The sequence below is a fragment of the Streptomyces himalayensis subsp. himalayensis genome, from assembly GCF_013778455.1.
Lineage (GTDB): Bacteria > Actinomycetota > Actinomycetes > Streptomycetales > Streptomycetaceae > Streptomyces > Streptomyces himalayensis.
Genome location: NZ_JACEHE010000009.1, coordinates 17,154 through 38,670, shown reverse-complemented (window position 1 = coordinate 38,670; position 21,517 = coordinate 17,154). Strand labels below are relative to the sequence as shown.

General features: G+C 71.1%; 22 protein-coding genes. 14 read left to right on the top strand and 8 right to left on the bottom strand.

Annotation, left to right across the window (positions count from 1 at the left end; genetic code table 11):
- The first annotated feature begins 41 nt into the window (after window positions 1-41).
- The 10 genes from H1D24_RS16590 (at window position 42) to H1D24_RS16545 (ending at window position 9,632) form a co-directional block, all read left to right on the top strand.
- The gene (locus H1D24_RS16590) at window positions 42-692 is read left to right on the top strand and encodes a D-glycero-alpha-D-manno-heptose-1,7-bisphosphate 7-phosphatase (protein WP_181658349.1); all 651 of its coding nucleotides are present in this window, start codon (window positions 42-44) and stop codon (window positions 690-692) included.
- Window positions 689-1,738, top strand: coding sequence for a glycosyltransferase family 9 protein (locus tag H1D24_RS16585; RefSeq protein ID WP_181658348.1), 1,050 nt, complete (start codon window positions 689-691; stop codon window positions 1,736-1,738). Before H1D24_RS16590 ends, H1D24_RS16585 begins: the two co-directional genes overlap by 4 nt.
- Window positions 1,739-1,742: 4 nt before the next feature.
- Window positions 1,743-2,708 carry a glycosyltransferase gene (locus tag H1D24_RS16580; protein WP_181658347.1) on the top strand — a complete coding sequence of 322 codons (966 nt, stop codon included), beginning with the start codon at window positions 1,743-1,745 and terminating at the stop codon, window positions 2,706-2,708.
- Window positions 2,708-4,081: a glycosyltransferase gene (locus tag H1D24_RS16575; RefSeq protein ID WP_181658346.1), complete on the top strand. Its 1,374-nt coding sequence runs from the start codon at window positions 2,708-2,710 to the stop codon at window positions 4,079-4,081. Before H1D24_RS16580 ends, H1D24_RS16575 begins: the two co-directional genes overlap by 1 nt.
- A 104-nt stretch (window positions 4,082-4,185) precedes the next feature.
- Window positions 4,186-4,857 (top strand): D-sedoheptulose-7-phosphate isomerase, encoded by a 672-nt coding sequence (locus H1D24_RS16570; RefSeq protein WP_181658345.1) that lies wholly within the window; start codon window positions 4,186-4,188, stop codon window positions 4,855-4,857.
- Between the two features lie 75 nt (window positions 4,858-4,932).
- Entirely contained in the window at window positions 4,933-6,351 is a 1,419-nt protein-coding gene (rfaE2, locus tag H1D24_RS16565; protein WP_181658344.1) for a D-glycero-beta-D-manno-heptose 1-phosphate adenylyltransferase, read from the top strand.
- Window positions 6,348-7,469 (top strand): glycosyltransferase family 9 protein, encoded by a 1,122-nt coding sequence (locus H1D24_RS16560; protein WP_181658343.1) that lies wholly within the window; start codon window positions 6,348-6,350, stop codon window positions 7,467-7,469. The genes rfaE2 and H1D24_RS16560 overlap by 4 nt, the downstream gene beginning before the upstream one ends.
- A 190-nt stretch (window positions 7,470-7,659) precedes the next feature.
- On the top strand, window positions 7,660-8,034 hold the full coding sequence (locus tag H1D24_RS16555) for a hypothetical protein (RefSeq protein WP_309484342.1): 375 nt from the start codon (window positions 7,660-7,662) through the stop codon (window positions 8,032-8,034).
- 87 nt (window positions 8,035-8,121) lie between these two features.
- Window positions 8,122-8,802, top strand: a complete 681-nt coding sequence (locus tag H1D24_RS16550) for a DUF6766 family protein (RefSeq protein WP_181658341.1) — start codon at window positions 8,122-8,124, stop codon at window positions 8,800-8,802.
- The gene (locus tag H1D24_RS16545) at window positions 8,799-9,632 is read left to right on the top strand and encodes an SDR family oxidoreductase (protein WP_181658340.1); all 834 of its coding nucleotides are present in this window, start codon (window positions 8,799-8,801) and stop codon (window positions 9,630-9,632) included. The genes H1D24_RS16550 and H1D24_RS16545 overlap by 4 nt, the downstream gene beginning before the upstream one ends.
- Window positions 9,633-9,825: 193 nt before the next feature.
- Here the strand turns inward: H1D24_RS16545 and H1D24_RS16540 are convergent, their stop codons facing one another.
- From H1D24_RS16540 to H1D24_RS16515, 6 genes are all read right to left on the bottom strand, one after another.
- A complete protein-coding gene (locus H1D24_RS16540; protein WP_181658339.1) occupies window positions 9,826-10,230 on the bottom strand; it encodes a ChaB family protein in 405 nt (134 codons plus the stop codon).
- A gap of 82 nt (window positions 10,231-10,312) precedes the next feature.
- Window positions 10,313-11,050, bottom strand: a complete 738-nt coding sequence (locus tag H1D24_RS16535; RefSeq protein WP_181658338.1) for a YqjF family protein — start codon at window positions 11,048-11,050, stop codon at window positions 10,313-10,315.
- Between the two features lie 99 nt (window positions 11,051-11,149).
- Window positions 11,150-12,034 carry an SDR family oxidoreductase gene (locus H1D24_RS16530; protein WP_181658337.1) on the bottom strand — a complete coding sequence of 295 codons (885 nt, stop codon included), beginning with the start codon at window positions 12,032-12,034 and terminating at the stop codon, window positions 11,150-11,152.
- 164 nt (window positions 12,035-12,198) lie between these two features.
- The gene (locus H1D24_RS16525) at window positions 12,199-12,648 is read right to left on the bottom strand and encodes a GNAT family N-acetyltransferase (RefSeq protein ID WP_181658336.1); all 450 of its coding nucleotides are present in this window, start codon (window positions 12,646-12,648) and stop codon (window positions 12,199-12,201) included.
- Window positions 12,649-12,807: 159 nt separating this feature from the next.
- Window positions 12,808-13,230 (bottom strand): Hsp20/alpha crystallin family protein, encoded by a 423-nt coding sequence (locus tag H1D24_RS16520; protein ID WP_181658335.1) that lies wholly within the window; start codon window positions 13,228-13,230, stop codon window positions 12,808-12,810.
- Between the two features lie 146 nt (window positions 13,231-13,376).
- A complete protein-coding gene (locus H1D24_RS16515) occupies window positions 13,377-14,534 on the bottom strand; it encodes a Gfo/Idh/MocA family protein (protein WP_181658334.1) in 1,158 nt (385 codons plus the stop codon).
- Between the two features lie 112 nt (window positions 14,535-14,646).
- Here H1D24_RS16515 and H1D24_RS16510 point away from each other — a divergent pair, with 112 nt between their 5' ends.
- The gene (locus H1D24_RS16510; protein WP_181658333.1) at window positions 14,647-15,660 is read left to right on the top strand and encodes a LacI family DNA-binding transcriptional regulator; all 1,014 of its coding nucleotides are present in this window, start codon (window positions 14,647-14,649) and stop codon (window positions 15,658-15,660) included.
- Between the two features lie 158 nt (window positions 15,661-15,818).
- A complete protein-coding gene (locus H1D24_RS16505) occupies window positions 15,819-16,472 on the top strand; it encodes a class I SAM-dependent methyltransferase (RefSeq protein WP_181658332.1) in 654 nt (217 codons plus the stop codon).
- 4 nt (window positions 16,473-16,476) lie between these two features.
- Here the strand turns inward: H1D24_RS16505 and H1D24_RS16500 are convergent, their stop codons facing one another.
- Entirely contained in the window at window positions 16,477-17,463 is a 987-nt protein-coding gene (locus H1D24_RS16500) for an SAM-dependent methyltransferase (RefSeq protein WP_220136820.1), read from the bottom strand.
- Between the two features lie 88 nt (window positions 17,464-17,551).
- Window positions 17,552-18,700 carry a glutathione-independent formaldehyde dehydrogenase gene (locus H1D24_RS16495; protein ID WP_181658330.1) on the bottom strand — a complete coding sequence of 383 codons (1,149 nt, stop codon included), beginning with the start codon at window positions 18,698-18,700 and terminating at the stop codon, window positions 17,552-17,554.
- Between the two features lie 340 nt (window positions 18,701-19,040).
- On the opposite strand from H1D24_RS16495, the gene H1D24_RS16490 reads away from it, so the two are divergent.
- Window positions 19,041-19,943: an MIP/aquaporin family protein gene (locus H1D24_RS16490; RefSeq protein WP_181658329.1), complete on the top strand. Its 903-nt coding sequence runs from the start codon at window positions 19,041-19,043 to the stop codon at window positions 19,941-19,943.
- Between the two features lie 49 nt (window positions 19,944-19,992).
- Window positions 19,993-21,510: a glycerol kinase GlpK gene (glpK, locus tag H1D24_RS16485; protein ID WP_181658328.1), complete on the top strand. Its 1,518-nt coding sequence runs from the start codon at window positions 19,993-19,995 to the stop codon at window positions 21,508-21,510.
- Window positions 21,511-21,517 lie beyond the last annotated feature (7 nt).

Here is a 21,517-nt window from a genome sequence, read left to right as displayed (position 1 = left end):
CTACGTTTGGTGGCGCTTCATCCGGATACCAGGAGGGTGTGATGGCCACATCAGCCCCACTGGCATCAGGGGCCACAGCCCAGAGCAGGCCGTGGCTGTTCGCCTCAGGCGCACGCCACCGGCAGATCGCACGCACACGCCCCCGTGCGGGGCCGCAGCCGGCCGGGGTTCTGTTCGACCGTGACGGCACGCTGATCGAGGATGTGCCCTACAACGGCGACCCCGCACGCGTACGCCTCATGCCCGGAGCTCGTTCCGCTCTCGACGCCGTACGGGCCCAGGGCCTGCCGGTCGGTGTCGTCAGCAACCAGTCGGGGGTCGCCCGGGGCCTGATCACGCGCGCCCAGGTCGTATCCGTGCAGCGACGCGTCGAGGAGCTGCTCGGCCCCGTCGACGTGTGGGCTGTGTGCCCGCACGGCCCAGGCGACCGCTGCGCCTGCCGCAAGCCGGCCCCCGGCCTCGTCCTCGCCGCCTGCGCACGGCTCGGCATCGACCCCCGCCACGCCGTGGTCATCGGTGACATCGGTTCGGACATGGAGGCCGCCCGAGCGGCAGGGGCACGGGGCATGCTCGTCCCCAACGAGGTCACCCTCGACCACGAGATCACCGCCGCCCTGGAGACGGCCCCCGACCTGCTCAGCGCCGTGCAGCGGCTGTTGTCACGGCCGGCGCCGCCGGGAGGTGCCCCTTGACCGGGAACCGCGCGGGGCCCCGCACCCTCGTCGTACGGCTCGACAGCGCCGGAGACGTCCTGCTCGCCTCTCCCGCCGTACGCGCCGTCGCCACGGGCTCCGCGTACACCGCGGTCCTGTGCGGCCCGCTCGGCGAACGTGCCGCGCGGCTGCTGCCCGGCGTGGACGACGTGCTGGTGCACGACGCACCCTGGGTGGGCCTCGATCCCGCACCCGTCCGCCGCGACTCCGTCGACGCGCTCATGGACGCCGTTGCGGCGCGCCGCTTCGACCGCGCCCTCATCCTCGCCTCCTACCACCAGAGCCCGCTGCCGGCCGCCCTGCTCCTGAAGATGGCCGGCATCCCCTGGATCGGTGCCGACAGCGAGCACTACCCCGGATCGCTCCTCGACCTGCGGCACCACCGGGGCCCGCACCGGCACGAGGCACGTGCCGCACTCGACCTCGCGGAGGCCGCCGGCTTCGCCCTCCCGCCCGGCGACGACGGAGCCCTCCACATCGTCGAGCCCCCGGACACCACGCCCCTCACCGGCACCGATCCCTACGTCGTCGTCCACCCCGGAGCCGCCGTGCCGGCCCGCGCCTGGAGCCCCGAGCGGGCCGCCCGCGCCGTCGCGGCCCTGGACGCCGCGGGCCACCGCGTCGTCGTCACCGGCGGTCCCGCGGAGAAGGAACTGACCGCTGACGTCGCCGCCGACTGCGCGCTCGACCTCGGCGGCCGCACCGGATTCGCGGAACTCGCAGGGGTGCTCGCCGGAGCTCGTGCCGTGGTCACGGGCAACACCGGCCCCTCGCACCTCGCCGTGGCCGTAGGCACCCCGGTCGTCTGCCTCTTCGCGCCCGTCGTGCCAGCCGAACGCTGGGCCCCCTACCGCGTACCGCACATCCTGCTCGGCCGGCAGGACGCGCCGTGTGCCGGAACCCGCGCCCGTACCTGCCCGGTGCCGGGACACCCCTGCCTCGACTCGGTGACCGATGCGGACGTGCTCGACGCCGTCGCCTCGCTGGTGGCGGTGAAAGGCGGTCCGGCAGCCATCCGGAGGTGACCGCATGAACATCCTGATCTGGCATGTGCACGGCTCTTGGACCACGGCGTTCGTCCAGGGTCCGCACACCTATCTGCTGCCGGTCCTTCCGGATCGCGGGCCGGAAGGCCGCGGCCGGGCCCGTACGTTCTCCTGGCCCTCCTCCGCCGTCGAAATCGCCCCTGAACAACTGCGCGACACGCCTGTTGACCTGGTCATCCTGCAACGGCCGCACGAGGCCGCCCTGGCCGAGCGCTGGCTCGGCGGCCGCCGCCCCGGACGCGACGTTCCGGCCGTCTACCTCGAGCACAACGCCCCCGACAGAAACGTCCCCGAAAGCCGCCACCCCTGCGCCGACCGCGACGACCTCGTCCTCGTGCACGTCACCCACTTCAACCGGCTCTTCTGGGACAACGGCAGCACCCGCACCGCCGTCATCGAGCACGGCATCGTCGACCCCGGCCACCAGTACACCGGGCGGCTCGAGCGCGCCGCCGTAGTCGTCAACGAGCCCGTACGCCGCGGCCGTTACACCGGCACCGACCTGCTGCCCGCCCTCAGCGAGGCAGCACCCCTCGACGTCTTCGGAATGCGCACCGAAGGGCTCGCCGGACACCTCGGACTGCCGCCGGAGCGCTGCCGCGCCCAGGACCTGCCGCAGTCACAGCTGCACGCGGCCATGGCGCAGCGCCGCCTCTACCTGCACCCCGTGCGCTGGACCTCGCTCGGACTGTCCCTCCTCGAGGCCATGCACCTCGGCATGCCCGTCGTAGCCCTCGCCACGACCGAAGCGGTCGAGGCGGTGCCGCCTGGCGCCGGCGTGCTCTCGACACGCCCGGACGTCCTGGCCCGGGCCGCCCGCACCTACCTCAACGACCCCCAAGCCGCGGCAGAGGACGGAGCACGGGCCCGCCGCGCGGCCCTCGACCGGTACGGACTCAAGCGCTTCCTGAACGACTGGGAGCTGCTGATGGAGGAGGTGACCCGCTGATGACGCGCAACGACCAGCGCAAGGGCACGCGCGACGACCAGCGCAGGAACCCGCGCAGCGACCTGCGCAGGGACCCGCGCAATGAGGTGCGTAGCGACCTGCGCAATGATCTGCGTAACGACCTGCGCAAGGACTCGCGCAACGAGCGGGCCGGCGGCCTGAACGTCGCGCTCGTCTCGGAGCACGCCAGCCCACTCGCCGTCCTCGGCGGTGTGGACGCCGGCGGCCAGAACGTCCACGTCGCCCAGCTCGCCGCGGCCCTCGCCGACCGCGGCCACCGGGTCACGGTGTACACCCGCCGCGACGCGCCCGACCTGCCGCCGTCCGTGCCGCTGCGGCCCGGAGTCGAGGTACGGCACGTCCCCGCCGGACCCGCCCGGCCGGTCCCCAAGGACGAACTCCTGCCGTGCATCCCGGACTTCGGCCACCATCTGGCGAGCGAGTGGCAGAGCGAACCGCCCGACATGGTGCACTCGCACTTCTGGATGTCCGGCATCGCCACGCTCCAGGCCGCCGGTGAGCTGGGCCTGCCCTTCACCCACACGTATCACGCGCTCGGCACGGTCAAGCGGCGCCACCAGAAGGAGGCGGACACCAGCCCTCCCGAGCGCATCGGATGGGAGACCACCGTCGGCGAGGCCTGCGACCGCATCATCGCGACCTGCCGCGACGAGGTCCGTGAACTGGCCGCCATGGGACTGTCCCCGGGACGGACAGCCATCGTGCCCTGCGGCGTCGACCCCGAACGCTTCACGCCTCAGGGACCCGTGGCACCGCGCACCCCCGGTCGGCACCGGCTCGTCCAACTGGGCCGACTCGTACCGCGCAAGGGCGCCGACGTCTCCATCGCCGCGCTCGTCCTCATCACCGACGCCGAACTCGTCATAGCCGGCGGCCCCCCGGCCGAGCACCTCGACGACGATCCGGAGGTACGGCGTCTGCGTGCCCTCGCACAGGACCTCGGCGTGGACGACCGCGTCCGCTTCACCGGCGGGCTGCCCCGCGAGGACGTCCCCGCCCTGCTGCGCAGCGCCGACGTCGTGCTGTGCCCGGCGTACTACGAGCCGTTCGGCATCGTGCCGCTCGAGGCCATGGGCTGCGGAACTCCTGTGGTCGCCAGCGCGGTCGGCGGACAGCAGGACACCGTGGCCGAGCCCGGCACGGGCCGGCTCGTGCCGCCGCGCGACCCCGTCGCACTCGCCCAGGCCGTCGCCGAGCTGCTCGACGACCCCGTACAGCGGGCCGCGTGCGGCGCGGCGGGACGCAGGCGGGTCCTGGCCCGCTACGGATGGGACCGGGTGGCCGCGGCCACCGAGGACGTCTACCGGGACGTCCTGGCACGGCGCCCGGCGGGCATTCCCGGAGCGGCGTGACGCAGGACCGCAAGCGGCCGCTGACCGACCTCACACTCGCGAAGGGGGAACGGGCCGAGACCGCCGGCCGTCCGTGCGGACGCCGGCAGGCCGGACCGCCAGCCATGAGCGAATCACTCCACACGCCGTCGCCGTCCCTTCACTCGGCGCACGAGCACTGCCAGTCGATCCAGGACGCCCTGGCCCGGTTCCGGGAGCACGGCCTCGACCAGGTCGCCCGCTGGGGACGGCACCTCGCCGCCGTCCTGCCGCTGGGCGGCCGCTTGTTGGCCGCCGGGAACGGCGGCAGCGCCGCCCAGGCGCAGCACCTCACGGCCGAACTCGTCGGACGCTACCGCGACGACCGCCCCCCGTACTCCGCCATCGCCCTCCACGCAGAGACCTCCAGCGTGACCGCCATCGGCAACGACTACGGCTTCGAGGAGCTGTACGCCCGGCAGGTCGCCGCCCATGGCCGGCCCGGCGACGTACTGGTGCTGATGTCGACGTCGGGGCGCAGCCCCAACCTCCTCGCCGCCGCATCCGCCGGCCGCGACGCGGGCCTGCGCGTGTGGGCCATGACGGGCCCCCGCCCCAACCCGCTCGCGACCCGTTCGGACGACTGCCTGTGCATCGCCTCGTCCAGCACCGCCACCATCCAGGAGGCCCATCTGGTGGCCCTCCACCTGCTGTGCGAGGCCTTCGACGAGGCAACGGGCTGCGCCCGTCCCGCCCCACCGGCCGTGACCCAACCTGTCCTGCAGAAGGTGGAACACGGGCAGTGGGGGGCCGTGTGACGGCGTCCGTCGCGTCGGCCGCGACCGCAGCCGTCTCGCCGACCGCGGCCGTCTCCCCGACCGGAGGAGGTATGCATGACCGCCCAGCGCCCGCCGCTCGTCGTCGTCGGCGACGCCCTGCTGGACCAGGACATCGACGGTGACGCCACCCGCCTGGCCCCCGACGCGCCCGCGCCCGTCGTCGATGTCGTGAGCGAACACAGCCGTCCCGGCGGGGCAGCCCTGGCCGCCGTCCTCGCCGCACGTGCGGCCGGCCGCGAGGTCGTACTCGTCACGGCGCTGGGCGACGACCCCGCCAGCGAGACCGTTCGCGCCATGCTGGCGCCACGCCTCCGCCTCGTCGAACTCCCCCTCGACGGCACGCTCGCCGTCAAGACCCGGGTACGGGCCGCGGGCCGCCCGCTGGTGCGCATGGACCGCGGCGGCGGCACCCCGGGCCGACCGGGCGACGCAGTACGCGCCGCGCTGGGAGAGGCCCGCGCCGTCCTGGTCGCCGACTACGGCCGCGGAACCGCCGCCGCCGTCCGGCAGCAACTCGCCGATGCCGCCCGCCGCGTCCCCGTCGTGTGGGACCCGCATCCGCGCGGCGGTGCCCCCGTCCCCGGTGTGCGCCTGGCCACGCCCAACTCCGCCGAAGCGTGCTCACTCATCACCGTGGAGGACGCGGACGAGTCGTTGCGTGCCCACGCACTGAGGGGCTCCAGGCTCGCCGAGCGCTGGAGGGCCGCCGCCGTCGCCGTCACGCTGGGCGAACGCGGAGCGATTCTGGCGCGTGCGGGAAGCGACAGCCCCCTCTACGTCCCCGCGCCGCAGCGCGCGCAGGGCGACCCGTGCGGCGCCGGCGACTGCTTCGCCGCCACGGCCGCTGCCGCCCTCGCCGACGGCGGCCTGCCCGAGGAAGCCGTCGTGCGGGCCGTCGCCGAAGCGGCGGACTTCGTCGCCGCGGGCGGCGCCGGCAACAGGGACCTGTGGGACACGGCAGACCGCACGCCGCCGCACCCCGGGCACGAGCGCCACCTCACCGACGCACACGCCCTCGCCCAGTCCGTCCGCGCCCGCGGCGGCACGGTCGTGGCCACCGGCGGCTGCTTCGACCTGCTCCACGCGGGCCACGTCGGGCTGCTGCAGAACGCCCGCCGCACCGGCGACTGCCTGATCGTCTGCGTGAACTCCGACGCGTGCGTGCGCCGCCTCAAGGGCCCCGGCCGGCCGATCAACCCCGTCGCCGACCGCGTACGCGTCCTCGCCGGGCTCGGCTGCGTGGACGCCGTCGCCGTCTTCGACGAGGACACGCCCGAAGCGCTGCTACGACAACTCCGCCCCCACATCTGGGTCAAGGGCGGCGACTACAGCGCCGACGCACTCCCTGAGGCCGCCGCACTGCGCGAATGGGGAGGCCAGGCCATCGTCCTGCCCTACCTGGACGGCCGCTCCACCACGGAACTGGCCCGCCGCGCCGCGCTCGCTCCTCTCGCGCCGAGGCTCCGCCCATGACGCACGCTCAGGTCCCCACCGCACCCCATCCCTGCGGAGACGGCGTCCCCCCGCGCCTGCTCGTCCTGCGTGCCCTCGGGCTCGGTGATCTGCTCACCGCCGTGCCCGCGCTGCGCGCGCTGCGACGAGCCCACCCCGGTCACGAACTGGTGCTTGCCGCACCCGCCCGTACGGCCGAGGCGGCAGCGGCGACCGGAGTCGTCGACCGTCTGGTCGCCACCACCGCGCCGGGCAGGGCCGTGCCCGCCCGGATCGAGTGGGCGGGGGCGCCGCCCGATGTCGCGGTGGACCTCCACGGCAACGGTCCGCCCAGCCACCTGCTGCTCGACGCCCTGCGGCCGGCCCGGCTGCTGGCGTACGCACACCCGCACACGCCGTGGATCCCCGGCCCGTCATGGCGCGAGGACGAGCACGAACGCTCCCGCTGGTGCCGCCTGCTCGCCTGGTACGGCATCCCGGCCGACGCGGACGACCTGCGCATCCCCGCGCCCGAAGTGCCCTCGCCCGCCCCCGGCTGCGTCGTCGTGCACCCGGGCGCGGACTCGGCGGCACGCCGCTGGCCGGCCGAGCGATTCGCGGCCGTCGCCCGCTGGTTGCATGCAGCCGGGCACCGTGTCGTCGTCACCGCGGGCGCGGGGGAGGGGCGGCTGGGACACGCGGTGGCCCGGCAGGCGGGCCTGCCGCCCGACGCCGTACTCGGCGGTGACGACGACGTGCCGTTCAGCAGACTGGCCGCCCTCGTCGCCCACGCCCGCGCGATCGTCGTCGGTGACACCGGACTCGCACACCTGGCTACTGCTCTCGGCACACCGTCCGTCGTGCTCTTCGGGCCGGTCTCCCCCCGGCTGTGGGGACCACCGCCCTCCCCCCGCCATCGCGTCCTGTGGTATCCCGACGACACCACCCCCGGCTCCGGGAACGACGAGGTGCGACCCGGGGATCCCCACGGGGATCGTCCGGATGAACGGCTGCTGCGCATCACGGTGGACGAAGTGCTCGACGCCGTCGACCGGCTTCCGCAGCCGCCGACGACCGATCCAAGGGCGGCTGCCCGATCCAGCGCCTCCGGTACCTGCGATGCGCAGCCTCGCATCCCCGTGGCCGAAGGGAGGCTCTGATGACGGTGCCGGTGCCCCACCTGTCCGCCACCGGAGGGACACGGCCGTTGCGTCCCACGCGCGGCGGCCGTGACCCCCGGCCGAGCGGGGTTACGGTCCGTCGGTACACCCGTGGAGCACCGGACGGGAGGCCATTTGGATGCCGTGGCGATGGCAGTGGGGGGCAGCGGCGGCGACGGGAGCCGCGCTGGTGCTGACGACTGCTTGCGGGGCGGTGGAGGAGCGGCGCACGGCAGCCATGGCGGCTGCCCTCGACTTCGAAAGGGCCCTCGGCGCCCGGGACGGGGGCGCCGTATGCCGCGCGCTGGCGCCGGCCACCCGGGAGGAGGTCGCGCAGTCCGCCAAGACGACGTGCGCCAAGGGCATCCTGGACGAGGAGGTCCCGTCCGCCGACGCGGTACCGGAGGACGTCCAGAGCGTCGACGTCAACGGACGCCAGGCCCGAGTCGTGTTCCCGGCGGACACGCTGTTCCTGTCGCTGTTCCCGGGAGGCTGGAAAATCGTGGCCGCCGGATGCACCCCGCGCCCCCAGCGCCCCTACCGCTGCACGCTGAAGGGCGGGTGAGGGCCTGATGCGCGCCATGTTCACACTGTGCCTGCTGGTGATCGCGGGCGGCCTGGCCTACTGCATCACGCTCGGGATGCTGCGCCGATGACCGCCCGGCGCTTTCTGCGGGACAACGGCCTGGGCCTGGCATTCGGGACGGCGTTCGTTCTCGCCCTGATCGGGCAGGCGTTCGCCGGACACGCCGACTTCAACAACCAGCTCGTGGCGGACGACCTCCAGCCCATCAGCGTCGGCGACTACATGGCGTCCTCGGACTTCGCCGTCGACGTCATGGAGAACTGGCAGTCGGAGTACCTGCAGTTCTTCCTCTACGTCTTCCTCACCGTATGGCTGGTCCAGCGAGGCTCGCCGGAGTCCAAGAGCCTGGACAGGATCGGCGTGGAATCCGACGAGGATCAGCAGGTCGGCCCCCACGCGCGCCCGGACTCTCCCCGCTGGGCGGCTGCCGGCGGTATCCGCCTCAAGGTGTACGCGAGTTCCCTGGGGCAGGCCATGGGCGCCATCTTCGTACTCTCCTGGCTCGCCCAGTCGGTCACCGGCGTGTCCGCCTACAACGAGGAGCAGCTGAGGCAGCTTCAGGCGCCGACCAGCTGGCGCGAGTACATCGTCTCCGCCGATTTCTGGGACCGTACGCTGCAGAACTGGCAGTCGGAATTCATTGCCATCGCCTCCATGGCCATTCTCTCGATCTATCTGCGCCAGCGTGGTTCCCCGGAATCCAAGCCCGTGGGTGCCCCGCACCACTCGACCGGAGTCGAAGGATGAACCCCAGCGACACAAGCCCGCCGGAGGCCACCGGCGAAGCCGTGACCCGGGTCGCGGTGATCACCGGTGCGGACTCCGGAATCGGCCGCGCCACCGCCGTCCGCCTCGCGGCGCACGGCATGGACATCGGCATCACCTGGCACCGCGACCTCGAGGGCGCCGAGGAGACGGCCGCCGAGGTGCGCGAACTCGGCCGCCGTGCAGAACTCGAGCAGATGGATCTGACCCGGCTGCCGGACGCGGCCGAGGCCGTCGACCGCCTCGCCGACCGGCTCGGCCGCATCGACGTGCTCGTCAACAACGCGGGCACCGGCACCATGACCCCGTTCCTGGACCTCGACCACGCCACCGTGCAGCAGGTGATCGACGTCGACCTCATCGGCCCCTTCCTGTGCACCCAGCGGGCCGCGCGCCGCATGATCCGCCACGGGCACGGCGGCGCCGTGATCAACGTGACCAGCGTCCACGAGCACCAGCCACGCGTCGGCGCCGCGCCGTACTGCGCGGCGAAGGGCGGACTCGGACTACTGACCCAGGTCATGGCGCTGGAACTGGCCGAACACGGTATCCGGGCCAACGCCGTGGCACCCGGCGAGATCGCCACGCCGATGACGGGTCAGGAAGACACAGACGTCCGGACGGAGCGCCGGCCCGGCGTACCTCTCGGACGACCCGGCGACGCCCGGGAGGTCGCCGCCGTGATCGCCTTCCTGGCAGGCGACGAGGCGAGCTATGTCACCGGCGCGTCCTGGGTCGTGGACGGCGGCATGCTCCGCATGGGCCCGCAGGCCGGATCCCACCTGGAGAACGACTCCTGGCGCCGGCCCTGAGGCGTGCGGCTCGCTCGAACTCTGACAGTGTGTGCGGCTCGGCTCATCGGTTCGGGCCTGGATCGGTGCGGGCCTGGATCGGTGCGGGCATGGCGTGGCCCGGGCCACCGGCCCAGCAGCCCGGGCCACGGGTCTCTCGCCTCGCGCACATGCAGTGAGGTCTGTCGCCTGGCGTAGATGCAGTGAGCCGCCGTCAGCCCTCGCGCGCCTTGCGGGTCCGTGAGCGGTTCTCCTTGCGAATGGCGTCCAGCAGCTCCGCCTTGCTCATACGGGATCGGCCGTCGATGTCCAGCTTGCTCGCCACGTCGTACAGCCGCTGCTTCGATGCCTGCTCGTCGACACCCTCACCGCTGCGGGCCTCCTGCCCACGCGGCGTGGCAGCCCTGGGATCGGACGGGCCCTTGCGGCCCTTCTCCTTCCGCTCCCAGTGATCGCCGACCTTCTCGTACTTGTGCTTGAGGGCGCTGAAGGCCACGCGGTGGGAACGCTCGCCCTCCCCGTACGTCTCCACGGCGGAATCGTGCGCCTTGACCCACGTGCGCTGCGCATCCTCGGGCGAACGCCGCAGCGTCGAAGGGAGCTCTTCACGGCCTGGCACGGGGATCACCTACCTTCTCCGAACGAAGCCCGGGTTCCCGCCGCTCTCCTGCTGAAACGGCCTGCCCGGACCAGCCTCGTCGTCACGTACCGGGGATGAGGTTCAGGAGATCCTGCAACCGGGAAGGGCGCGCCGGCCCCAGACGTACGTTTCGCATGGCGTGCGAAAAGTGGACGAGCGGCTCACCCCGCGGACGGGACAGGCCCGCGGCACTGGTCAGATCCTCGCCCAGGTCTTCCAGTGCGGCGCTGCTCAGCACCCACGGGTCATGCCATATGGGTATCTCGAACACCGTCCCCAGGCGCCATGTGAAGGCGCGCCAGCGCCCGCAGAGCCAGATGTCGCGCTCCGACGGGGTGATCCGCGGGCCGGGGCGTGCCACCAGGTGGTACGAGGGGCTGCCGCCCCGCCGGGTGCCCGCGTACGACACGGTGTCATCCACCGTCGTCACACTGAGGTCGGAGAGGTGGTACGGCGCTCCGACCGCCCGGGCGGCCAGCATCACGGCGCTGCCGACTTCGCTGGACAGGAACCACACTCCGTCTCGCCCGCCGGGCCACCGGACATACGTACGCAGGTTGGTCGCGGGGAAGGCGTCCAGGGTCGGCACCACGGGCAAACCCGGGGGCCGGACGCCGGCCATGAGGAACGGCGTCAGACTCACCCATGCCGCACCGTCCCGCTGGTCCACGACGAGTCCGTCCGGCAGCAGTTTCTGCACCTCGTCCGGCGGATACTGCCAGTGGACGAACGTCTGTGTGAGCAGTACGGCTCGCAGGACAGGGAGCCGGAGACGGTGATCCGGGCCCGTGGATACCACGCGGGACGAGTGCCCCTGACGGGCCGGGGCGAACCTCGCACAACCGGCCGCGCGGTGTGCACACCAGTGCCTGGCGCCAAAACGGCGGGGGTTGCCCGACTACGGCAGAGGCGTGCCGCCGGTGGCGTTGAGGATCTCGGCCGTGATGTAACTCGCCTCCTGGGACGCGAGGAAAACGTAGGCCGGCGCCATCTCCGCGGGCTGGGCAGGGCGCTGCAGTGGGGACTGCTTTCCGAACTCGGTGGTGTCGGGGAGTGTCGCCGGGATGAGCGGTGTCCAGACCGGGCCGGGGGCCACGGCGTTGACGCGGATGCCGCGGGGAGCCAGTTGGGCGGCGAGACCCTGGGTGAACGTGACGATCGCGCCCTTGGTGGTGGCGTAGTCGAGCAGATGGGGCTTGGGCTTGTACGCCTGCACGGACGTGCTGTTGATGATGCTGCCGCCCTCGGGGATGTGCGGCAGGGACAGCTTGCAGAGCCAGAACATGCCGTAGAGGTTGGTGCGCATCACCCGGTCGAACTGCTCGGTCGTGATGGCCTCGATCCCCTCGGACTGCGCCATCTGGTACGCCGCGTTGTTGACCAGGACGTCGATGCCGCCGAACTCCGCGACCGCACGGTCGACCAGGCCCCGGCAGGCGCTCTCCTCCCGGATGTCGCACTCCACCGGCACCGCCCGCCGCCCGGCGTCCTCCACGAGGCGGGTGGTCTCCCGAGCGTCCTTCTCCTCCTCGGCCAGATAGCTGAACAGCACGTCGGCGCCCTCGCGGGCGAAGGCCAGGGCCACGGCGCGGCCGATCCCCGAGTCACCGCCGGTGATGATCGTGCGGCGGCCTTCAAGCCGCCCGCTGCCCCGATACGACTCCTCGCCGTGATCGGGCTGCGGAGCCATACGCTCGGTCAGGCCGGGATGCGGCTGGTCCTGCTGCGGAAACTCCGGCTGGGGGTACTTCTCGACGGGGTTCTCCTGTCGTGCGTCGCTCATGACCGTCGTCCTCTCGCCGTGCCTTCCGTGGGGGGAGTGGGGGAGTGGGGGAGTGGGGGAGGCGTGGAGCACCGGTGGGTCCGTCCCCCCCCGTCCGGCCGATGTCTCCCGCTGTCCGGCCGGGAGGGCGGGTACCCGCTGGCCCCACGGCACTAACGGCAAGGTCAGGAGCGCGGACCGGGTCTGCGCACCATGAACACATCCACCGGATCCGCGGTCTCGAGGGTGAACCCGTGCCGCTCGTACAGCCGGCGTGCCGGGCTGCCCTGCAGCACGTTCAGGCGGACAAGGGTGCCGTCGTGGTCGCACCGCTCCAGCAGCCCGCGCAACACAGCCGAACCGATGCCAGTGCCCTGGAGATGCGGGGCCACATAGAAGTGCTCCAGCCAGTGGGCGTCCTCAGCAGGTCGCAGCGCCACGCAGCCGGCGAACGCGCCCCCCACCTCGATCACCCAGGTGTGCATGGGTGCGAACCCGTCCCGTAGCCGCTGCCGCACCCGCTGCTCGTCGTACCGCCCGAGCCGCTCCAGATCCGGCCTCAGCACCACGGCACGCAACTCGGCCACCGCCTCGACGTCGGCCGCCGAAGCCGGCCGCAGCTCCCAGTCCACCATGATCGTCACGCTACCGTGCGCCGCGATCCTCTTGGTCTTCGTCGAGCCTCTGGCTCCATGGCACCACCAGGCGATCATTTGCGTCGCAGACGGTACGAGGGCCGCAGGGGCCGACCTGGGGAGGTTGCGGTCGGCCCTGCGGCCCTCGACGGCTCTCGATCAGCCGCTGATCTGCTTCGGTGCACTGCCTCCGGTGATCTGGATCTTGCGGGGCTTGGCCTGTTCGGCCACCGGGATGCGCAGCGTCAGGACGCCCGCGTCGTACGAGGCGTCGATGCGCTCGGTGTCCAGGCTCTCGCCGAGGAACAGCTGACGGCTGAAGGAGCCCGTCGGCCGCTCGGACGCGACCATCTCCGCACCCTCGGGGGCCGGGGAGCGGCGCTCGGCATGGACGGTCAGGACGTTCCGTTCGACGTCGAGGTCGATCGACTCGGGGTCGATGCCGGGAAGGTCGAAGTGGACGACGAAGTCGTCGCCGGAGCGGTACGCGTCCATCGGCATGGCCGCCGGCCGGGCGACGGTCCCGAAGACCTGCTGGGTGAGGCGATCCAGCTCCCGGAACGGGTCGGTACGCATGAGCATCACGGCCATCTCCTCTCGTACGACTGTGGGTCTGCGATGCCCTTACGCACACTTATATAACTCGTAGGAGAAAAGTTGACAAGCCTGGGCTCAAGATGGCGCGTCGTGGGCGGCCGGCGGCCACAAATGAAACCGAGGTGCACCGCTCATGCCACGTTCTCCCACGTTCCCCGCTCTGCGGAGCGGGTCATGGCGTCCAGCGCGGCGGCGCTGTGAACGGCGTCGGCGAGGGTCGCTCCGCAGGGCTTTCCCTCGACGATGGAGAGCAGGAAGCGGTGGGCCTCGATGACCTTCAGGTCGTCGTAGCCCATGCTGTTCGCGGCGCCCGGCTGGAAGGCCCCGTACTCGCCGTGGCCGGGGCCCACATAGAGGGTGCTGACGGGCTGGTCCTGGTACGACGTGCCGCGGCTGACGCCCAGTTCGCCCATGCGCCGGAAGTCCCAGAAGACCGCACCCTTGGTGCCGTGGATCTCGAAGCCGTAGTTGTTCTGCTCGCCGACCGAGACACGGCAGGCCTCCAGGACGCCGCGTGCGCCGGAAGTGAAGCGCAGCAGGCAGGAGACGTAGTCCTCGTTCTCCACCGGGCCCATCTCGCCCCCCGCCGCGCGGGTGTGGCCCGCGGCGGTGGCGCCGGTGGGGCGGGCTCGTTCGGGCACGAAGACGGCGGTGTCGGCGGTCAGCGCCTCGATGTCGCCGAGCAGGAAACGAGCCAGGTCCACGCCGTGTGAGGCGAGGTCGCCCAGCACCCCGCTGCCGCCGCGCTCGCGCTCGTACCGCCAGGTCAGGGCGCCCTCGGGGTGGGCGGCGTAGTCGCTGAACAGGCGGATGCGGGCGTGCGTGACGGCGCCGATCTGCCCGGCGGCGATCATGTCGCGCGCGGTCTCGACCGCCGGAGCGTTGCGGTAGTTGAAGCCGACGGCGCCCTGAACGCCGGCCTTCGCCACGGCGTCGGCCACGGCGCGGGCGTCCTCGGCGGTCAGCCCGACCGGCTTCTCGATCCAGATGTGCTTACCGGCCTCCGCCATGGCGACGCCGATCTCGCGGTGCAGGAAGTTGGGGGCGGTGATGCTCACCGCGTGCACACGCGGATCGGCGGCCACCTCACGCCAGTCCCGGGCGGTGCCGGCGAACCCGAACTGCGCGGCCGCCTCCTCGGCGCGGCCGGGCACCTCCTCGGCGACCGTGACCAGTTCCGGGCGCACGGCCAGGTGCGGGAAGTGGTGCAGGACCCGGGCGTACGCCTGGGTGTGCACCCGCCCCATCCAGCCGAATCCGACGACGGCGACGCCGAGCGTACGCACCATGACTGCCCTTCTTTGGACCGGTCCATAAACTTACGGGCTCACATTGAATCCCTTTCCACCACTCTGTCAACGACTTTGACAAGCCAGGCCACCGTATGGAACGGTCCACGCCATGAGAGCGCCGACGATCCGTGACGTCGCCGAACGGGCCGGAGTGTCGAAATCGCTGGTCTCTCTTGTGCTGCGCGGTTCCGACCAGGTGCGTCCCGAGAAGCGGCAGGCCGTGCTGGCCGCCGTCGAGGAGCTCGGCTACCGGCCCAACGCCGCCGCGCGCAGCCTCAGCGAGCGGCGCACCCGCACCATAGGCGTGCTGTTGAACGACATGCGCAACCCCTGGTTCGTGGAGCTGCTCGACGGCCTCAACTCCCGGCTGCACGACTCCGGTCTGCACATGCTGCTGGCCGACGGCCACCTCAACCGCCGCCTCGGCGAGGACCTCACCCGGACCTTCACGGACCTGCGCGTCGACGGGCTGATCGCCGTCGGTACGCTCCCGGCCGCCGAGGCGCTGCGTACGGCGGCCGGGCAGGTTCCCACCGTCGTCGCGGGTGCCCGAGAACCCGTGCTGCCCCGCGTGGACATCGTCGCGGGAGACGACGAGCACGGAGCCCGCCTCGCCACCGAGCATCTCATCGGCCTCGGCCACCGGCGCATCGCCCACATCGCGGGGCAGGGCGTGGTCGGGGACCTGCGGCGCCGCGGCTTCGAGGCGGTCATGCGCGAGCACGGTCTGGCCCGGACGGCGATCATGGAGCAGGGCGACCTGACCGAGGAGGGCGGCTACCGGGCCACGGTCCGGCTGCTCAGCGCGGCTGAACGGCCCACCGCCGTCTTCGCGTTCAACGACATGGCGTGTGTCGGCGCACTGTCGGCAGCCGAGGAGCTCGGCCTCCGGGTGCCCCGCGACCTCTCCCTCGTCGGCTACGACAACACGTACCTCTCGCGCCTGCGGCACCTGTGGCTCACCACCGTGGACAACGCCAGCCACGACGTCGGCCGCCGCGCCGCGCAGTGCCTGCTCGACCGGATCGCGGACCCGGGTCGCCCCGCCGAGGTCGTCCTGACCGCCCCGGTCCTCGAGGTCCGCGGCACGACGGCGCCGCCGCGCCGCGCGGCCGGCGCCTGAGCGGTGTGTCGACGGCGGCGCCCCTCCAGCGGTCGCCTCGCCGTCAGTGGTACGCGTGGACGACGGCGTGTCCCCTGCCGCGGCCGATCATCCACCTCTTGGCTCACACAGGCCGAGAGACCTCGGCCGGCCCCGGTCCCGGACTACTGTCCTCAACCATGACCGAGACACCACACCTGCACGCCACCCGGGCGTCCTACGACACCGTCGCTGTCGACTACGCCAGACTGCTCGGCGCCGAGCTTGCCGAGGGGCCTCTGGACCGTGCGATGCTCGCCGCGTTCGCCGAGCTCGTGCAGGCCGACGGTGCCGGGGCGGTCGCGGACCTCGGCTGCGGGCCCGGCCGCATCACGGCACACCTGGCGTCCCTGGGAGTGGACGCCTTCGGTGTCGACCTGTCGCCCGGGATGGTCGAAGTGGCCCGCCGGACGTACCCGGGCCTGCGGTTCGACGAAGGTTCGATGACCGCCCTGGACCTGAAGGACGATTCTGTCGGTGGCATTGTCGCCTGGTACTCCACCGTCCACACCCCACCGGAGGAACTGCCCACGGTTTTCGCCGAGTTCCACCGCGTCCTGGCCCCGGGCGGCCACCTGCTGCTGGCCTTCAAGGTCGGTGACGAGTGCGTGCACCTGGAGCGCGCATACGGCCACGCGGTGTCCCTGGACGTGTACCGGTTCCCGCCGGATCGCGTCGCCGCGCTGCTGAGCCGGCACGGGCTCGGTGAGGTCGCACGCCTGGTGCGCGAGGCCATCGACTGGGAGAAGACACCGCAAGCCTTCCTCCTGGCCCGCAAAGCCCCGGAGTCGTGACGCGTCAGGCTTTCTGAAAGACCATGCGCAGTACGGTGTACCGCTGTTCGCGCAGGAATTTCAGTCCGATGCGCTGTTCCCTGATGATGTCCATGACGGCCTTTTCGCCGATGAGCTCGGCGCCGCGGGCCTGGTTTGCCTGGGCCCTTTCCAGCCAGCTCTCAAGCGTCAGTACGCCGTCTTCCGGGTCGTGGCGTACCCGCTGGACCGTGAACAACGGGCGGGCGGCCGTGGTGAGTTCGGAGAGGGAGGGGAGGAAGGTCTCGGGAAAGACGGTCCGGGAGGCGTGCAGGCCCTCGCGTATGTTCGTCACGGTGTCATGGACGTTCTGGTAGACGCCCTTGGGGCTGAGGTGTTTCGGCGGGCTGCCGTTCGAGTCGGCCGACGTCCGCTCGTGTGCGGGCAGCAGGATGGATGCGAGCCAGCCGCGGTCGCCCCAGGCGTTCGTCTGCACCGACAGCCGTCCGCCGGGCTTCAGCCAGGAGTGACAGCGTTCGAAGAACAGGCGGTAGCGCGCGATCCGTTGTGACCGGAGCATGGCGCTGCCTGCGAAGTGCTCTATCGCTTCGATGGCGATGATGGCGTCGTACGGCGCATCCGGCGTGTGGTCGAACCAGTTCTCGACCCGTACGTCGCAGTGGGGCCAGTCCTGGTTGCGTATCCAGGCGGCCTGGCCCGGACTCATCGTGATTCCCACCGCGTGCTGGACCTGGTGCGTGTCCACCAGCCGGTACAGGAGACTGCCCCAACCGCAGCCCACGTCGAGGACGCGCTCAGCGCCTTGGGCACGGGCAGCTTCGATGTGGTAGTCGAGCTTGCGCAGTTGGGCGGATTCGAGCGTGTCTCCGGGCTCCCACATTCCGTAGGAGTAGACGAGCTCAGGGCCGAGGAAGAGTTTGTAGAAGTCGCCCAGGAAATCGTAGTGATGACGGATCGCTTCAGGCGAAGTGCCTTTGTAAGCGGTGGCTCTCTTCGATCTGGGCAACGCCATCACCTCACCTGGAAATTGACGGAAGCTGTTTCGTCCTCATTGAGAGGTCATTGAGAGGTCCGGGCGCTCAGGCGCCCGGACCGGTCTTTCACACTCCGGCGAGTGCCGGGTGCAGCACCACCTTGGTGTAGCCCTCGATTCGCTTGTCGAACTTTTCGTATGCCTTGGGCGCCTCCGCCAGCGGGAGCTCGTGGGAGACCACGAAGCTCGGCTTGGCCCGACCGGCGATGATCAGGTCGCGCAGCTGGCGGTTGTACCGCTTGACGTTGCACTGACCGGTGCCCATCCGCTGGCCCTTCTCGAACATCTTGCCGATGGAGACCAGCAGTTGGCCGTGCTTGGCGTGCTCGTCGGGCCCGCCGGGGTCGGACGGTACGTACAGGCCCGGCACTCCGAGCATTCCGGTCGGCCGTACCGTCTGGACGAGCGTGTTGAGTACGATCGCAGGTTCCTCGTGGCTGGCGTCATGGGCCTGTGCCTGGTAGCCCACGGCGTCCACGCCCTTGTCGGTTCCTTCGCCCTGGGTCTGCTCCTTGATCTGCTCCGCCGGGTCGCCCTTGGTGAAGTCGATCGGAATGGCCCCGATCTCCTCCGCCTTGGCGAGCCGCTCGGGCACGCGGTCGACGGAGAACACCTTGGACGCGCCGCGCAGCAGTGCGGAGTAGGCGGCCATCAGACCCACCGGGCCGGCCCCGTACACGGCCACGGTCTCGCCCGGGGATACCTGGGCCAGCTCGCACCCGTGGTAGCCGGTCGGGAAGATGTCGGCCAGCAGTACGAAGTCGGTCTCGAACTGCTCGCCCGGCGGCAGCTTCAGGCAGTTGAAGTCGGCGAACGGTACTCGCAGCCGTTCGGCCTGGCCGCCGGTGTACGGGCCCATCGCGACGTATCCATAGGCGCCGCCGGCGAACCCGGGGTTGACCGTCAGGCAGAATCCGGTGTACTCCGCCAGACAGTTCTTACAGAATCCGCAGGCCACGTTGAACGGCATGACGACGCGGTCTCCCTTGGAGAGGGAGGTCACGCCCTGGCCTACCTCCTCAACGATGCCGAGGTTCTCGTGGCCGAAGACGATGCCGGATTCGGCCGCTGTGCGGCCTTCATACATATGCAGATCGGATCCACAGATCGCACTCGACGTGACTCGGACGAGCACGTCGTTCGGGTGCTGGATGCGGGGATCCTCGACGTCCTTCACCGCTACCTTGAAGGGCTCCTCGTAGACGACTGCTTTCACCTCGGTCACCTCCGCGCCGAACGCTTGGGACCGGCGGCGACGGGCAGGGCCGCGGCCAGGACAGGCAGCGTACGACGCCGGCCGGCGAGGGCCGTCGGTCTGTGCCGTGGCCCGGGTGTTGCGTGCTCCACCGCCGGATACTTCCAGGTAACGCCGGTTTGTCGGCGTTCGCAAGCTCGCCTGATGGAGGCCGCGGCGCCAGGGGCCGCTGCCTCAGCTGCCCCATGGTGCACACCAGCCACTGCGGATGATGCGGATCGGCCCTGGCGAACTTATGGTGATAAACGGGATCTTTCTGGCACTCAGCAAGTCGGTTCATGGCCGACGGGAAGCGGGTCCCATGGCTGAGAAATCGCGAAACCCAGGGCTTGTGGGGGAGCTCGCATCGGAATTCGCCGGGACGATGGTCCTCATCCTCTTCGGCTGCGGCGTGGTAGCCCAGGTGGTGGCCGGCGGGGCCCTCACCGATCCGCCCGGCGGGCTGGGTGATCACGACAGCATCGCCTGGGGCTGGGGTATCGGCGTCACCCTGGGCGTGTACGTGGCTGCGAGGCTCAGTGGTGCTCACATCAACCCGGCCGTGACGCTGGCCCTCGCGGCTTTCAAGGGGTTCCCGTGGAAGAAGGTCGCGCCCTACATGCTCGCCCAGACCGCGGGCGCCTTCATCGCGGCCTTGATAGTGCGCTGGAACTACACCGAGGCGCTGGCAAAATCCGACCCCGGCCACACCTTCAAGACGCAGATCGTGTTCTCCACCCTTCCGGCCAACGGCAACACGAATCTGCCGGTCGGAACGTGGGGAGCCTTCCGTGACCAGATCATCGGCACGGCCATCCTGGTACTCCTGGTCTTCGCCGTGACGGATCTGCTGAACCAGGCCCCCAAGGCGAACCTCGCCCCGTTCATCATTGGCCTCATCGTGGTGGCCATCGGCATGGCGTGGGGCACCCTGGCGGGGTACGCCATCAACCCGGCGCGTGACTTCGGACCTCGGCTCGCGAGCTTCATGACCGGGTACGGGCTGGCGTGGCGAGATCAATACGGAGCCATGTATTGGTGGGTGCCGATCGTCGCACCTCTCATCGGAGGCCTGATCGGCGCCTGGTTCTACAAGTCCTTCGTCGGCCGCTTCCTGCCGACCGAGGAGGAACAGCTTCCGGGCCGCGTGCCGGCACCCGAAGGACCCGGGGGCAGCGGCGGGCAGCCTCCCACTGGACGCGTCCCCGGCCCCGAGGGTCCCTGAGCGGCGGCGCCGGACCCCGTGTGCATCCTCCGAGGAGAGGCGGTAACCCATGGCGGATTTCGTCGGCGCGGTGGACCAGGGCACCACCAGCACCCGTTTCATGATCTTCGACCACGACGGCAGCGAAGTGGCCCGGCACCAGCTGGAGCACGGGCAGATCATGCCCCGCTCAGGCTGGGTCGAGCACGATCCCGTGGAGATCTGGGAGCGGACCAACTCCGTGATGCAGAACGCTCTGCGGCACGGAAACCTGTCGCCGTCCGACCTGGCCGCGATCGGGATCACCAACCAGCGTGAGACGACCGTCGTATGGGACCCGCGCAACGGACGCCCGTACTACAACGCCATCGTCTGGCAGGACACCCGTACCGACTCCATCGCCGCCGCGCTGGAACGCGACGGACGCGGAGACGTCATCCGCCGCAAGGCGGGACTGCCGCCGGCCACGTACTTCTCCGGCGGCAAGATCCAGTGGATCCTGGAGAACGTGGACGGGGTCCGCGAGGCCGCGGAGCAGGGGAACGCCCTGTTCGGCAACACCGACTGCTGGGTGCTGTGGAACCTCACGGGCGGGCCCGAGGACGGTATCCACGCCACCGACGTGACCAACGCCAGCCGCACCATGCTGATGGACCTCGAAACCCTCGACTGGGACGACGAGTTGCTGTCGTTCTTCGGCATCCCGCGGGCCATGCTGCCGGCCATCAATCCGTCCTCGCATGCGGAGGCGTACGGCCACACCCGCACCCAGCGGCCGCTTCGTGCCGCTATCCCCATCACCGGCGTGCTGGGCGACCAGCAGGCCGCCACCGTCGGCCAGGTCTGCTTCGCTCCCGGCGAGGCCAAGAACACCTACGGCACGGGCAACTTCCTCGTTCTCAACACGGGCACCGAACTCGTGCGGTCGCGGAGCGGCCTGCTCACCACCGTGGCCTATCAGTTCGGCGACAACCCGGCCATCTACGCGCTGGAGGGCTCCATCGCCGTCACAGGCTCCGCCGTGCAGTGGCTCCGCGACCAGCTGAAGATCATCAACGATGCCGCGGAGAGCGAGCGGCTCGCCCGCACGGTGGAGGACAGCGGCGGCATCTACTTCGTCCCCGCTTTCTCCGGTCTGTTCGCTCCGTACTGGCGCTCCGACGCGCGCGGCGCGATCGTCGGCCTGGCCCGCTACCACACCAACGGCCATCTGGCCCGGGCCACTCTGGAAGCCATCTGCTACCAGAGCCGCGACGTGGTCGAGGCCATGGAACAGGACTCCGGCGTCCATCTGGACGTACTCAAGGTCGACGGCGGCGTGACGGCCAACGACCTGTGCATGCAGATCCAGGCCGACGTCCTGAACGTGCCGGTCAGCCGCCCGGTCGTCGCCGAGACCACCGCACTGGGCGCCGCCTACGCGGCAGGACTGGCCACCGGCTTCTGGCGGGACGAGGACGAACTCCGCTCGCACTGGCAGGAGTCCAAGCGGTGGGACCCGCAGTGGAGCGACGAACAGCGTTCCGAGGGGTACGAAGGCTGGAAGAAGGCCGTGGAGCGCACTCTCAACTGGGCGAAGGTGGAATAGCGGCGAA

Coding starts and splice junctions, on each gene's coding strand:
- H1D24_RS16530 (WP_181658337.1), bottom strand. CDS start 12,034: ATGAGCGACGCACGACAGGAGAACCCCGTCGAGAAGTACCCCCAGCCG.
- H1D24_RS16520 (WP_181658335.1), bottom strand. CDS start 13,230: ATGCTCATGCGTACCGACCCGTTCCGGGAGCTGGATCGCCTCACCCAG.
- rfaE2 (WP_181658344.1), top strand. CDS start 4,933: ATGACCGCCCAGCGCCCGCCGCTCGTCGTCGTCGGCGACGCCCTGCTG.
- H1D24_RS16570 (WP_181658345.1), top strand. CDS start 4,186: ATGAGCGAATCACTCCACACGCCGTCGCCGTCCCTTCACTCGGCGCAC.
- H1D24_RS16510 (WP_181658333.1), top strand. CDS start 14,647: ATGAGAGCGCCGACGATCCGTGACGTCGCCGAACGGGCCGGAGTGTCG.
- H1D24_RS16500 (WP_220136820.1), bottom strand. CDS start 17,463: ATGGCGTTGCCCAGATCGAAGAGAGCCACCGCTTACAAAGGCACTTCG.
- H1D24_RS16490 (WP_181658329.1), top strand. CDS start 19,041: ATGGCTGAGAAATCGCGAAACCCAGGGCTTGTGGGGGAGCTCGCATCG.
- H1D24_RS16515 (WP_181658334.1), bottom strand. CDS start 14,534: ATGGTGCGTACGCTCGGCGTCGCCGTCGTCGGATTCGGCTGGATGGGG.
- H1D24_RS16590 (WP_181658349.1), top strand. CDS start 42: ATGGCCACATCAGCCCCACTGGCATCAGGGGCCACAGCCCAGAGCAGG.
- H1D24_RS16505 (WP_181658332.1), top strand. CDS start 15,819: ATGACCGAGACACCACACCTGCACGCCACCCGGGCGTCCTACGACACC.
- H1D24_RS16550 (WP_181658341.1), top strand. CDS start 8,122: ATGACCGCCCGGCGCTTTCTGCGGGACAACGGCCTGGGCCTGGCATTC.
- H1D24_RS16575 (WP_181658346.1), top strand. CDS start 2,708: ATGACGCGCAACGACCAGCGCAAGGGCACGCGCGACGACCAGCGCAGG.
- H1D24_RS16545 (WP_181658340.1), top strand. CDS start 8,799: ATGAACCCCAGCGACACAAGCCCGCCGGAGGCCACCGGCGAAGCCGTG.
- H1D24_RS16560 (WP_181658343.1), top strand. CDS start 6,348: ATGACGCACGCTCAGGTCCCCACCGCACCCCATCCCTGCGGAGACGGC.
- glpK (WP_181658328.1), top strand. CDS start 19,993: ATGGCGGATTTCGTCGGCGCGGTGGACCAGGGCACCACCAGCACCCGT.
- H1D24_RS16580 (WP_181658347.1), top strand. CDS start 1,743: ATGAACATCCTGATCTGGCATGTGCACGGCTCTTGGACCACGGCGTTC.
- H1D24_RS16525 (WP_181658336.1), bottom strand. CDS start 12,648: ATGGTGGACTGGGAGCTGCGGCCGGCTTCGGCGGCCGACGTCGAGGCG.